This is a genomic window from Mycobacterium canetti CIPT 140010059, from assembly GCF_000253375.1.
GTDB lineage: Bacteria > Actinomycetota > Actinomycetes > Mycobacteriales > Mycobacteriaceae > Mycobacterium > Mycobacterium tuberculosis.
On the sequence record NC_015848.1, the window covers coordinates 1,333,550 to 1,347,689 of the forward strand.

Sequence of the window (14,140 nt, forward strand, 5' to 3'; positions counted from 1 at the left end):
TGGCAACGGCCTGTGAGTTGGCTGGATAATGTGTTCTTCGTCGTGCTGTGGCCTGCAGATTAACAAGTCCCACAACAGTTTTCCCGTTGTATCGGACCTTGCAGCATGCGATGCTTTCGTCTTGAGCCACTACCATGAAGTTAGTACGCTAAACAATCCTGAGCCCGAATGTGTTGGTAAATGGGGTTTGGGAGCATTCACCCACGGCTGGTACAGGGGGACTGCGTAGTGCGCACCGCAACCGCCACATCGGTCGCCGTAATCGGCATGGCTTGCCGGCTCCCGGGCGGCATCGATTCCCCACAACGCCTCTGGGAAGCGCTGTTACGCGGCGACGATTTGGTGGGTGAGATTCCCGCTGACCGGTGGGACGCGAACGTGTACTACGACCCCGAACCTGGTGTCCCTGGTCGATCGGTATCGCGTTGGGGCGCCTTTCTGGACGACGTCGGCGGGTTTGACTGCGATTTCTTCGGCCTGACCGAGCGGGAGGCGACCGCGATCGACCCACAGCACCGCTTGCTGCTGGAAGTGTCGTGGGAGGCTATCGAGCACGCGGGTGTGGACCCGGCGACGCTCGCTGAATCACAAACAGGTGTCTTCGTAGGACTGACACACGGCGACTACGAGCTGCTGTCCGCGGATTGCGGCGCCGCGGAAGGACCGTACGGATTCACCGGCACCAGTAACAGTTTCGCGTCCGGGCGAGTGGCCTACACACTCGGACTGCATGGCCCAGCGGTCACGGTGGACACCGCGTGCTCGTCCGGGTTGATGGCTGTGCATCAAGCCTGCCGCAGCCTGGATGACGGTGAAAGCGATCTCGCTCTTGCCGGTGGTGTGGTTGTCACGCTAGAACCGCGGAAGTCCGTCTCGGGTTCCCTGCAAGGCATGTTGTCGCCTACCGGGCGTTGCCATGCCTTCGACGAAGCAGCTGATGGCTTCGTGTCCGGTGAGGGGTGCGTGGTCCTGCTGCTGAAGCGGCTACCGGATGCGGTGCGCGACGGTGATCGTGTGCTGGCGATCGTTCGTGGCACCGCAGCCAACCAGGATGGCCGCACCGTGAATATCGCGGCGCCGTCGGCGCAGGCTCAGATCGCGGTGTATCAGCAAGCGTTGGCTGCAGCGGGCGTCGAAGCGTCGACGGTTGGGATGGTCGAAGCCCACGGCACCGGCACCCCCGTTGGAGATCCGGTCGAATACGCGAGCCTGGCCGCGGTGTACGGAACCGAGGGTCCGTGCGCGCTGACGTCGGTGAAAACAAACTTCGGTCACCTGCAGTCGGCATCGGGGCCCCTGGGGTTGATGAAGACAATCCTGGCGTTGCGGCATGGGGTTGTGCCGCAGAACCTGCACTTCTGCCGGCTGCCTGATCAGCTGGCTGAGATTGACACTGAACTCTTTGTGCCGCAAGCGAATACATCCTGGCCGGACAACACCGGACAGCCACGTCGCGCTGCGGTTTCCTCGTATGGAATGTCGGGTACCAACGTGCATGCCATCTTGGAGCAAGCGCCGGTATCAGAACCAGCGGCTTCGGGACCTGAGCTCACTCCCGAAGCCGGTGGGCTGGCGTTGTTTCCGGTGTCGGCTACCTCGGCTGAGCAACTACACGTCACGGCCGCCCGGCTGGCGGATTGGGTCGACCAGAACGGCAACGCGGGCAGTCGAGTCAGCATGCGGGACCTGGGCTACACGCTGTCCTGCCGCCGTGCACACCGACCCGTCCGGACGGTTGTGACGGCGAGCAGTTTTGACGAGCTGAGCGCGGCGCTGCGGGACGTCGCTGGCGATCAGATTCCCTATCAGCCCGCAGTGGGGCACGACGACCGCGGGCCGGTGTGGGTGTTCTCCGGGCAAGGCTCTCAGTGGCCCGGGATGGGCACTGAACTGCTGGTAGCCGAACCGGTGTTCGCCGCCACCGTCGCGGCGATGGAGCCGGTGATCGCTAGGGAGTCAGGGTTTTCGGTGACCGAAGCGATGTCGGCGCCACAGACGGTCAGCGGTATTGACCGGGTGCAGCCCACCATCTTCGCGGTGCAGGTCGCCCTGGCCGCGGCCCTGAAGTCGTATGGGGTACGTCCTGGTGCCATCATCGGGCACTCGCTCGGCGAGGCTGCGGCGGCCGTGGTCGCCGGAGCACTGTCGCTGCACGACGGATTGCGAGTCATCTGCCGGCGCTCGCGGCTGATGTCGCGCATCGCCGGTAGTGGCGCGATGGCATCGGTGGAACTGCCCGGCCAACAAGTGTTGTCAGAACTTGCGATTCGTGGGATCTCCGACGTCGTGCTGTCGGTGGTTGCCTCTCCGACCTCAACCGTCGTCGGCGGCGCCACGCAGTCGATACGTGACCTGGTGGCGGCCTGGGAGCAGCAGGATGTGCTGGCACGCGAGGTAGCTGTGGACGTCGCTTCACATACACCGCAGGTCGATCCCATCCTGGACGAGTTGCTCGAGGTCCTGGCCGAGCTCGATCCGACGGCGCCGGAAATTCCGTATTACTCCGCAACGCTGTGGGATCCGCGCGAGCGACCGTCGTTCACCGGCGAGTACTGGGTGGAAAACCTGCGGTACACGGTGCGATTCGCGGCGGCGGTACAGGCCGCGCTCAAGGACGGGTACCGAGTGTTCGGCGAGCTGGCTCCGCATCCGCTGCTCACCTACGCGGTCGAGCAGAACGCCGCCAGTCTCGACATGCCGATCGCAACGCTTGCCGCGATGCGGCGCGGGGAACAGCTGCCGTTCGGGTTGCGCGGCTTCGTCGCCGACGTGCACAACGCCGGCGCCAAGGTGGACTTCTCTGTCCAGTACCCCGAAGGGCGCTTGGTGGATGCGCCATTGCCGAGCTGGACGCACCGCACCCTGATGCTCAGCCGTGAGGATTCACACCGCTCGCACACCGGCGCGGTCCAGGCGGTTCATCCGCTGCTTGGGGCCCATGTGCACCTGTTGGAGGAACCGGAGCGTCACGTCTGGCAGGCCGGGGTTGGCACCGGGGCGCATCCGTGGCTCGGTGACCATCGGATACACAACGTGGCTGCGTTTCCCGGTGCGGCCTACTGTGAGATGGCATTGGCCGCGGCGCGCACCACTCTTGGCGAGCTGTCGGAGGTGCGCGACATCAAGTTCGAGCAGACGCTGTTGCTGGACGAGCAGACGGTGGTCTCATCGGCCGCGACGATCGCCGCGCCTGGGATCTTACAGTTCGCAGTCGAGAGTCATCAGGAAGGCGAGCCCGCACGGCGGGCCAGCGCGATGCTGCACGCATTGAAGGAGATGCCGCAGCCGCCCGGGTACGACACGAACGCTCTGACCGCCGCCCATGAGTCCAGCATGAGCGGTGAGGAACTGCGAAAAATGTTTAACAGCTTAGGTATTCAGTATGGTCCGGCTTTTTCAGGCCTAGTTGCGGTGCACACGGCGCGCGGGGACGTCACCACAGTGCTCGCCGAGGTCGCGCTGCCTGGAGCCATCCGATCTCAGCAGTCGGCATATGCCAGCCACCCGGCCCTGCTTGATGCGTGTTTCCAGTCGGTGCTTGTTCATCCCGAGGTCCAGAAGGCGACTGTCGGTGGTCTGATGCTGCCCGTGGGCGTGCGCAGGCTGCGCAACTATCACTCGACGCGCGGCGCGCACTACTGCCTCGCCCGGGTCACGTCATCGTCGCGAGCCGGCGAATGCGAAGCCGATCTCGACGTGTTCGACCAGGCCGGAACGGTACTTTTGACCGTCGAGGGATTACGGCTGGCCGCAGGGATTTCCGAACATGAACGCGCGAACCGGGTGTTCGACGAGCGATTGTTGACCATCGAGTGGGAGCGGGGTGAGCTGCCTGAGGTGCCGCAGATCGATGCGGGATCCTGGCTGCTGCTCAGTGCGTCCGAAGCTGATCCGCTGACCGCGCAACTCGCCGACGCGTTGAATGCCGTTGGTGCCCAGAGCACTAGCGTGGCTTCGGCGTCGGATGTCGCACAATTGCGTTCGCTGCTCGGAGGCAGGCTCACCGGTGTTGTCGTGGTGACTGGCCCGCCAACGGGTGGTTTGACACAGTGCGGCCGCGACTATGTGTCACAGCTGGTGGGTATTGCCCGCGAGCTCGCGGAGCTGCCCGGTGAGCCGCCGCGGCTGTTCGTGGTGACCAGGAGCGCGGCGAGCGTGCTGCCGAGCGATCTGGCCAACTTGGAACAGGCGGGATTGCGTGGACTGATGCGGGTGATCGATTCCGAGCATCCGCACCTGGGTGCCACCGCAATCGACGTCGACAACGGCGAGACCGTCGCTGCCCTGGTGGCCAGCCAACTACAGAGCGGGTCGCAGGAGGACGAAACCGCTTGGCGCAATGGCATTTGGTACACCGCCCGGCTGCGTCCCGGTCCGTTACGCCCGGCCGAACGGCGAACCGCCGTCGTCGAATACAGACGCGACGGTATGCGCCTGCAGATCCGCACTCCCGGCGACCTCGAGTCGTTGGAGTTCGTCACATTCGACCGGGTCGCGCCGGGCCCGGGCGAGATCGAGGTCGCGGTGACCGCATCGAGTGTCAACTTCGCCGACGTTCTGGTCGCTTTCGGGCGGTATCCCACCTTCGAGGGCTACCGACAGCAGTTGGGCATCGACTTCGCCGGTGTGGTGACCGCGGTCGGGCCGGATGTCACCGAGCATCGGATCGGTGATCACGTCGGCGGCATGTCCGCCAATGGCTGCTGGAGCACATTCGTCAGATGCGATGCCCGGCTGGCGGTGACGCTCCCGCCCGAGCTGCCGGTGGCCGCCGCCGCCGCCGCGGTACCGACCGCCTCCGCGACGGCTTGGTACGCCCTGCACGATCTGGCTCGCATCTGCTCGGACGACAAGGTGCTGATTCACTCGGGGACCGGTGGTGTCGGGCAGGCGGCGATCGCGATCGCACGGGCCGCCGGATGCGAGATCTTCGCCACCGCGGGCAGTGCCCAGCGGCGACAACTGCTGCACGACATGGGTGTCGAGCATGTCTACGACTCACGGAGCACCGAGTTCGCCGAGCAGATCCGAGGCGACACCGATGGGTATGGTGTCGACGTCGTACTCAACTCGCTGCCCGGCGCCGCACAACGTGCTGGGATCGAATTGCTGGCCTTTGGCGGGCGATTCGTGGAGATCGGCAAACGTGACATCTACGGCGACACTCGGCTCGGGTTGTTCCCGTTCCGCCGCAACCTGTCGCTGTATGCCGTCGACTTGGCGCTGCTGACACACAGCCACCCGCACACCGTCCGGCGCCTGCTGAAAACCGTCTACCAACACACGGTCGAGGGCACGCTGCCGGTGCCGCAGACCACGCACTATCCCATTCACGACGCTGCCGTTGCCATTCGTTTGGTCGGCGGAGCCGGGCACACCGGAAAAGTGGTGCTCGATGTGCCGCGTACCGGTGAAGGCGTGGCCGTGGTGCCCCCCGAACAGGTCCGCATGTCCCGGCCCGACGGCGCCTATCTCGTCACCGGTGGTTTGGGCGGCCTCGGCCTGTTCCTTGCCGGCGAGCTGGCGGCGGCGGGCTGCGGACGCATCGTGCTCAACTCCCGTTCGACGCCCAGCCCGCACGCCACCAGGGTCATCGAGCGGCTCCGCGCCGCCGGTGCTGATATCCAGGTGGAATGCGGTGACATCGCTGATGCCGCAACGGCCCACCGAGTGGTGGCGGTGGCCACCGCCTCGGGCTTGCCGGTGCGCGGCGTGCTGCACGCGGCGGCGGTGGTCGAGGACGCTACGTTGGCCAATGTCACCGACGAACTTATCGACCGCTGTTGGGCGCCGAAGGTACACGGCGCGTGGAACATTCATCGGGCCACCGCCGCGCAGCCACTGGAGTGGTTCTGCTTGTTCTCCTCGGCCGCGGCCTTGGTGGGCTCGCCGGGTCAAGGCGCATATGCGGCGGCCAACAGCTGGTTGGACGCTTTTGCCCACTGGCGGCGGGCGCAGGGCCTTCCGGCTACCTCAATCGCCTGGGGAGCATGGGCCGAGATTGGCCGCGCTACCGCGCTGGCCGAAGGCACCGGCGCAGCGATCGCGCCCGCCGAGGGTGCTCGAGCCTTCCAGACGCTGCTTCGCTACGGCCGGGCGTACTCCGGCTATGCCCCGATCATGGGTACCCCATGGTTGACGGCCTTTGCGCAACGTAGCCGATTTGCCGAAGCGTTCCACGCCACGGGCCAAAATCAACCGGCCACCGGGAAATTCCTCGCCGAACTGGGCAGCTTGCCCCGCGAAGAGTGGCCCCGCACAGTCAGGCGGTTGGTATCGGACCAGATCAGCCTGCTGCTGCGGCGAACCATTGATCCGGACCGGCCGCTGTCCGACTATGGTTTGGATTCCTTGGGCAACTTGGAGTTGCGGACCCGCATCGAAACCGAAACGGGTATACGCGTCAGTCCCACAAAGATCACCACGGTTCGCGGCTTGGCCGAGCACGTGTGCGACGAGCTGGCAGCCGCCCAATCTGCGCCGGTCTGATGACGGCCCGGGTGAAGTCGTTGCGGAAGTTTGAGATCGAGCCGAGGAGGGCATGTTGCGGGTTGGACCGTTGACAATAGGCACGCTGGACGACTGGGCGCCGAGCACGGGTTCGACTGTGTCATGGCGACCTTCGGCTGTCGCGCACACGAAAGCGTCGCAGGCGCCGATCAGCGATGTTCCGGTCAGTTATATGCAGGCGCAACATATTCGGGGCTATTGCGAGCAAAAGGCAAAGGGACTCGACTACTCGCGGTTGATGGTCGTCAGCTGCCAGCAGCCCGGCCAGTGCGATATCCGGGCGGCCAACTACGTGATCAACGCCCATCTCCGACGGCACGATACCTATCGCAGCTGGTTCCAATACAACGGCAACGGACAAATAATCCGGCGTACGATCCAGGATCCCGCCGACATCGAGTTCGTACCAGTTCATCATGGTGAGCTCACGCTGCCGCAAATTCGCGAGATCGTGCAGAACACGCCGGATCCCCTGCAATGGGGTTGTTTTCGGTTTGGGATCGTGCAAGGCTGCGACCATTTCACATTCTTTGCAAGTGTGGATCATGTGCATGTGGACGCGATGATCGTCGGTGTCACGCTCATGGAGTTCCACCTAATGTACGCAGCGCTGGTGGGCGGCCATGCCCCTCTCGAGCTACCGCCGGCAGGCAGCTACGACGACTTCTGCCGCCGACAACACACGTTCAGCTCCACCCTCACGGTGGAGTCGCCCCAGGTTCGCGCCTGGACGAAGTTCGCCGAAGGTACTAACGGTAGCTTTCCTGATTTTCCACTCCCACTTGGTGACCCATCGAAACCCAGTGACGCGGATATTGTCACCGTGATGATGCTCGATGAAGAGCAGACGGCTCAATTCGAGTCCGTCTGCACGGCTGCCGGCGCTCGGTTCATCGGTGGCGTACTAGCCTGCTGCGGCCTGGCTGAACACGAGTTGACCGGTACGACAACCTATTACGGACTAACGCCGCGCGACACGCGCCGCACTCCAGCGGATGCCATGACCCAAGGTTGGTTCACCGGCCTAATTCCGATCACCGTCCCCATCGCCGGCTCGGCGTTCGGCGATGCCGCCCGAGCCGCGCAGACCTCGTTCGACTCGGGCGTGAAGCTCGCCGAAGTACCCTACGACCGCGTCGTCGAATTGTCGTCCACGCTAACCATGCCACGACCGAACTTTCCCGTCGTCAACTTCCTCGACGCAGGCGCGGCTCCGCTTTCGGTACTGCTCACCGCGGAGTTAACCGGTACGAACATAGGAGTGTACAGCGACGGTCGCTACTCTTATCAACTGTCCATCTACGTCATCCGCGTCGAGCAGGGGACGGCAGTGGCGGTCATGTTCCCCGACAACCCGATCGCCCGGGAATCGGTTGCCCGCTACCTGGCAACGCTGAAGTCTGTGTTCCAACGAGTCGCCGAGAGCGGGCAGCAGCAGAATGTTGCCTGATTCATTCCCGGTGGTGAACCCATCTTCGCGCGGCTAGGTGAACTCGTCGCCCGGCGGCCTTGGGTTGTGGTCGGCTGTTGGGTCGCGCTCGCCCTGGTACTGCCGATGGCGGTGCCTTCACTGGCGGAGATGGCTCAGCGACATCCCGTCGCGGTCCTGCCTGCCGACGCGCCCTCCAGCGTCGCTGTTCGCCAGATGGCCGAGGCGTTCCACGAATCCGGCTCCGAGAATATCTTGGTAGTGCTGCTCACCGACGAGAAAGGCTTGGGAGCGGCGGACGAAAACGTCTACCACACATTGGTGGATCGTCTGCGAAACGACGCTAAAGACGTCGTGATGCTGCAGGACTTCCTGACTACTCCGCCATTGCGTGAGGTGCTCGGTAGTAAAGATGGCAAGGCATGGATTCTGCCGATCGGTCTCGCGGGCGACCTGGGTACACCCAAGTCCTACCACGCTTACACCGACGTCGAACGCATCGTGAAACGAACTGTGGCCGGAACCACGTTGACGGCAAACGTGACAGGACCCGCAGCCACGGTGGCAGACCTGACCGACGCTGGGGCTCGGGATCGGGCTTCAATCGAGCTGGCGATCGCCGTGATGTTGCTAGTCATCTTGATGGTCATCTATCGCAACCCGGTTACCATGCTGTTGCCCCTGGTGACGATTGGCGCATCCTTGATGACCGCGCAGGCGTTGGTTGCCGGCGTGTCGCTCGTCGGCGGTCTAGCCGTATCCAATCAAGCGATCGTGTTGCTCAGCGCAATGATCGCTGGTGCGGGAACGGATTACGCCGTTTTCCTAATCAGCCGCTATCACGAGTATGTGCGGCTCGGTGAGCATCCCGAGCGTGCCGTCCAGCGGGCGATGATGTCCGTCGGGAAGGTGATCGCCGCGTCCGCGGCAACGGTCGGAATCACCTTCCTCGGCATGAGATTCGCCAAACTCGGTGTGTTCTCAACGGTTGGCCCGGCTCTGGCGATCGGGATCGCGGTGTCGTTCTTGGCCGCGGTCACCCTGCTGCCCGCCATCCTGGTGCTGGCCTCACCGCGCGGGTGGGTCGCACCGCGCGGTGAACGCATGGCGACATTCTGGCGGCGGGCCGGAACGCGAATAGTGCGGCGGCCCAAAGCTTATCTAGGCGCCAGCTTGATTGGTCTGGTTGCATTGGCCAGCTGCGCGAGCCTGGCTCACTTCAACTACGACGACCGCAAACAATTGCCGCCTTCGGATCCGAGTTCGGTTGGGTACGCGGCAATGGAGCACCATTTCTCGGTGAATCAGACTATTCCTGAGTACTTGATCATCCACTCTGCACACGACCTGCGAACCCCGCGCGGCCTTGCCGACCTGGAGCAGCTGGCGCAACGTGTGAGCCAGATCCCAGGCATTGCCATGGTTCGCGGTGTGACCCGGCCAAACGGGGAAACCCTTGAACAGGCCCGGGCGACATACCAAGCCGGCCAAGTTGGCAACCGGCTGGGCGGCGCGTCGCGAATGATCGATGAGCGCACCGGCGACCTGAATCGGCTGGCATCGGGTGCCAACCTGTTGGCCGACAATCTCGGTGACGTTCGCGGTCAAGTCAGCCGGGCCGTTGCGGGTGTCCGCAGCCTTGTCGACGCCCTCGCTTACATCCAGAACCAGTTCGGTGGCAACAAAACATTCAACGAAATCGACAACGCTGCAAGGCTTGTCAGCAATATCCACGCGCTCGGTGACGCTCTGCAGGTAAACTTTGACGGTATCGCCAACAGTTTCGATTGGCTTGACTCTGTTGTCGCCGCTTTGGATACCAGCCCGGTCTGTGACAGCAATCCTATGTGTGGCAACGCGCGCGTTCAGTTTCACAAGCTGCAAACCGCACGTGACAATGGCACTCTCGACAAGGTTGTCGGCCTGGCGCGTCAGCTGCAGTCCACGCGGTCACCGCAGACCGTGTCGGCGGTGGTGAACGATCTGGGGCGATCGCTGAATTCGGTAGTCCGCTCGCTGAAATCACTGGGGTTGGACAATCCGGACGCCGCCCGGGCGCGCCTGATCAGCATGCAAAATGGAGCTAACGACCTCGCCAGCGCCGGTCGTCAGGTCGCAGACGGCGTCCAGATGCTGGTCGACCAGACCAAGAACATGGGCATCGGGCTGAACCAGGCGTCAGCCTTTCTGATGGCGATGGGCAACGATGCGTCGCAACCGTCGATGGCGGGTTTCAATGTCCCGCCGCAAGTGCTGAAGTCCGAGGAGTTCAAAAAAGTCGCCCAGGCGTTCATCTCGCCAGACGGGCATACCGTGCGGTACTTCATTCAGACCGACCTCAACCCGTTCAGCACTGCGGCCATGGATCAGGTCAACACGATCATTGACACAGCCAAAGGTGCACAGCCGAATACCTCCCTGGCTGACGCGTCGATATCAATGTCGGGTTACCCGGTCATGCTGAGGGACATCCGCGATTACTACGAGCGCGATATGCGGCTCATCGTCGCTGTGACCGTCGTCGTGGTGATCCTGATCCTCATGGCACTGCTGCGTGCGATAGTGGCGCCGCTGTACCTGGTCGGTTCGGTGGTCATCTCGTACATGTCGGCGATCGGGCTTGGTGTGGTGGTGTTCCAGGTGTTCCTGGGCCAGGAATTGCACTGGAGTGTGCCCGGCCTAGCGTTTGTGGTGCTGGTCGCCGTGGGTGCGGACTACAACATGCTGCTGGCGTCGCGGTTGCGGGACGAGTCGGCATTGGGAGTGCGTTCCAGCGTGATTCGCACGGTGCGTTGCACGGGCGGAGTGATCACGGCAGCGGGTCTGATATTTGCCGCTTCGATGTCCGGCCTGCTGTTCTCCAGCATCGGAACCGTCGTCCAAGGCGGCTTCATCATTGGGGTCGGGATCCTGATAGACACGTTCGTGGTGCGGACCATCACCGTGCCTGCCATGGCCACGCTGCTCGGACGCGCAAGTTGGTGGCCCGGACACCCTTGGCAGCGGTGCGCACCCGAAGAAGGCCAGATGTCAGCCCGGATGTCAGCGCGCACGAAGACGGTATTTCAAGCCGTGGCAGACGGATCAAAGCGGTAGTGTTTAGCCGCCGAAGGCGGGGGAGCCCAGTAAGCCGCGGGCACCTTCCACGATCGAGCCCGGAGCGGTCAGCGGATCCAGGCCTCGCACCGGATCCACGGAGACCGGCCGGGTGAACCAATTGTCGTTGCGTGCATAGGCCGCGTCGATCTGTGGTTGCAGCACACTGTCGATTTGATCGACTTCGGCGTCGGACATGCCGAGGTAACGCAGCGGCAAGGTCAACGGGAGGTGGTTCACGGGGACCAGATACGTCGTCGTGGTAGCGCCTCGTGAGTTGACGGTGGTCCTGATGTTCTGCGGGGGTACGTCACCGGGTCCGGTGAACCCGATTGGGGTGTGCGCGATGGCAGCGCCGATGGCCGCATTGGCGACCGCTAACAGATTGTCCGGCCGGTCCGGGAAGTCGCTGAAGCCGTCGTATGCGGTGACGACATGGTTGGTGTCGTACTGGCTATCCACCTGCTGGGGCATCGTATATTCGATGAAGGGAATCGGAATGTGGCTACCGGGGGGAAAAATTCGGGCCAGGAAGCTCGCTCCGAACGCATGACGTCCGGTGGGGTCGCCGAACGTCGTGAACTGCAGCTTGTCCGGTGCAGGTGCCGTCGGGTCGTTGGCGAGCCGCGCCTGCTCCTGGTCGAGCACGAGGGAACCCTGGGATAGGCCGACGGCCGCGGCTGGATCGGTTCCGTGATGAATTGCGTTATCAAGGCTGTTTGTCCCATCTTTGACCGCCACGCCCACCGTCATGTTGTCTTGGTGGCTCCCTGGCGGCAAAAGCATGGTGGGCCACCAGCTGAAGGCCGCTCCGGCGGGATAGTCGATGAGATCGTGCTTTGCGTTTGGGAAATATTGAGAGCCAGCCTGGTTCGTGTACTCGTACCAGGGAATGCCCGGCATTCGCGCGCCCCCGAGGGCGTAGACGACTTTGGCGGTTGAAGCGTCGCCCACCGGAGAGGGGGACGGAGGTGGCCCAGGAGCCCACGGGTACGCGGGTTCGCTTGCCGCAATAGCGGTTCCGAATCCACCGGCCCAACCCACGAGCCAGACCGCGAATGCTCCCGCAATCACTCGCTTCATCTGCCTCTGCATCGAGAATCGCGTGCGTGAAAGCATAGGAAAGCAGCTATCGTTCGGCGGTTTTCGGGCGGTTATGTCGCCATATCTTAGTCAGCCACGTCCCGGCCGACATTAAAGTTGGCAGCCAACAAGCTGTGAATCGCCCTGGGTCAGCCCCGACTAGCTCAGCCGTCCAACCGGGTGAATTGCTGCAGCCGGTATTGCTCTACACAGGCGGCCCTTCTGATCTTGCCGCTGGTTGTGGTGGGGATCGACCCGGGCGGGACCAAGACGAGGTCCGCCACGTTGAGACCGTGCGAGCGTGATATCGCGGCTGTGACGTTGTTCTTGATGACATCGAGTTCGTCCATCGCTTCGCCGGCGGAATCGCCGAGGAGCTTGAGCTCGATGACAGTGACTAACTTCTCTGTGTGATCGACCGGAACTGAAATCGCAGCGACCCGACCACCAGTGATCTCCTGGACGGTCGACTCGATGTCCTCGGGGTAGTGATTGCGCCCGTATACGATCAGCATGTCCTTCATACGGCCCACGATGAACATCTCGTCCTCGGAGAGGAATCCGAGGTCTCCCGTTCGCAACCAGGATCCATCAGGAGTACCTGCCGAGGGGTGAACCAGCATTGCGCCAAAGGTGTGCCGCGTCTCGTCCGGTTTGTTCCAGTAGCCTTCGGCGACGTTGTCGCCCTTCACCCAGATCTCGCCGATCATTCCCGCGGGGCACTCAATGCAGGTGTCGGGATCCACAATTCGCACTGTTGGTGATGTCGGCATGCCATAGCTCAGCAGCGGTGTGCCGGTCTTGGGTTCACATCGATTCGCACTGCCCGTGGACAGCTTGTCAGGTTCGAAGTAGACGACTTCTGGCTTGTCACCCGAATTGCGGCTGGCCACATAAAGAGTCGCTTCCGCCAGGCCGTACGAAGGCCGTATCATGTCTTCTCGGAAATTGTACGGTGCAAACCGGTTGCAGAATCTACTGAGCGTGTTGGGGTGGACTCGTTCAGCACCACTGGTGATGCCCAGGACGTTGCCGAGGTCGAGGCCTTCTATGTCGGCATCCGTTGTCTTGCGGACGGCCAATTCGAAGGCGAAATTCGGTGCGGCCGACCACGAAGGACTTCCGTTGGCCAGCGAATGTAGCCAACGCGCTGGCCGTTGCAGGAACGCCAGCGGGCTAGTGAGTTCACTGCGGTAGCCGCCCAGGATCGGTGCGATGATGCCAAGGACCAAGCCCATGTCGTGGTAGAACGGCAGCCACGACACGATGGTAGTGTCAAGTGGCGCCACACCGTTGCGGTCGGCGAAGTAGTTCGACATCAGCTGTTGGAAATTCGCCTGAAGGTTCCGATGCGAGATCATGACCCCAGCCGGAGCGCGGGTAGAGCCAGAAGTGTACTGCAAGTACGCGGCGCTTGGCAGATCCTTCACCCGAAAGCTCGGTGAATTCCCGGTCAAGTCCAATGAATCGATTTCGATGATCGGCCCTACATTGTTCGTGTTCGGCCGGTGGATGTGCTCGGCAACCGCTTCTGCGACCGCAGATGTTGTCAGGATGACCGAAGGTGACGCGTCGGCAAGCACCGCGCTGACACGTTCGTCGTGAGAGCCGATCTGCGGGACTGACAACGGAACCGCTATCGCTCCGGCCTGCATCGAACCTAGGAAAGCCGCGATGTAGGCCAGGCCCTGTGGAGCCAGAATCACTGCTCGGTCTCCGGTCGTGCAATGCCGCCTGACTTCGTGAGCAACGATGCGGGTCCGTCGAAACACCTCTGACCACGTGAGCGTCTCGGTGACGCCGGCCCAATCCTGTTCGTAGTCGATGTACGTGAACGCGGCGTCGTCGGGCTGCAGGCCGGCACGCTCGCGCAGCAAGGACAAGACAGAAGAGTCGGACATTGGTGCTACATTACCGTTTCGCGCGATCTCCGATAACCCAAGCGGGCAGGGGGATGGTTGGCGATAGCGATGCTGATCATAACGTTCTGCAATGCTGTGCATGTGCTGAAACAGGTTGACG

5 protein-coding genes are annotated in these 14,140 nt (G+C 62.9%); 3 read left to right on the forward strand and 2 right to left on the reverse strand.

Going from position 1 to position 14,140, the window contains the following annotated elements; genetic code table 11:
• The first annotated feature begins 228 nt into the window (after positions 1 to 228).
• The 3 genes from pks2 to mmpL10 are packed head-to-tail and all read left to right on the forward strand — an operon-like array spanning position 229 to position 11,035.
• Entirely contained in the window at positions 229 to 6,489 is a 6,261-nt protein-coding gene (gene pks2 / locus MCAN_RS06295; RefSeq protein ID WP_015288016.1) for a sulfolipid-1 biosynthesis phthioceranic/hydroxyphthioceranic acid synthase, read from the forward strand.
• A gap of 52 nt (positions 6,490 to 6,541) precedes the next feature.
• The gene (gene papA3, locus MCAN_RS06300; RefSeq protein ID WP_003898759.1) at positions 6,542 to 7,960 is read left to right on the forward strand and encodes an acyltransferase PapA3; all 1,419 of its coding nucleotides are present in this window, start codon (positions 6,542 to 6,544) and stop codon (positions 7,958 to 7,960) included.
• 21 nt (positions 7,961 to 7,981) lie between these two features.
• Positions 7,982 to 11,035 carry an RND transporter MmpL10 gene (gene mmpL10 / locus MCAN_RS06305; protein ID WP_269061779.1) on the forward strand — a complete coding sequence of 1,018 codons (3,054 nt, stop codon included), beginning with the start codon at positions 7,982 to 7,984 and terminating at the stop codon, positions 11,033 to 11,035.
• A gap of 3 nt (positions 11,036 to 11,038) precedes the next feature.
• Here the strand turns inward: mmpL10 and chp2 are convergent, their stop codons facing one another.
• Both chp2 and fadD21 read right to left on the reverse strand, forming a co-directional pair.
• A complete protein-coding gene (chp2, locus tag MCAN_RS06310) occupies positions 11,039 to 12,118 on the reverse strand; it encodes a diacyltrehalose acyltransferase Chp2 (RefSeq protein WP_003406195.1) in 1,080 nt (359 codons plus the stop codon).
• A gap of 164 nt (positions 12,119 to 12,282) precedes the next feature.
• Positions 12,283 to 14,019, reverse strand: coding sequence for a fatty-acid--AMP ligase FAAL21/FadD21 (gene fadD21, locus MCAN_RS06315; protein ID WP_014000650.1), 1,737 nt, complete (start codon positions 14,017 to 14,019; stop codon positions 12,283 to 12,285).
• Between the last annotated feature and the right edge of the window lie 121 nt (positions 14,020 to 14,140).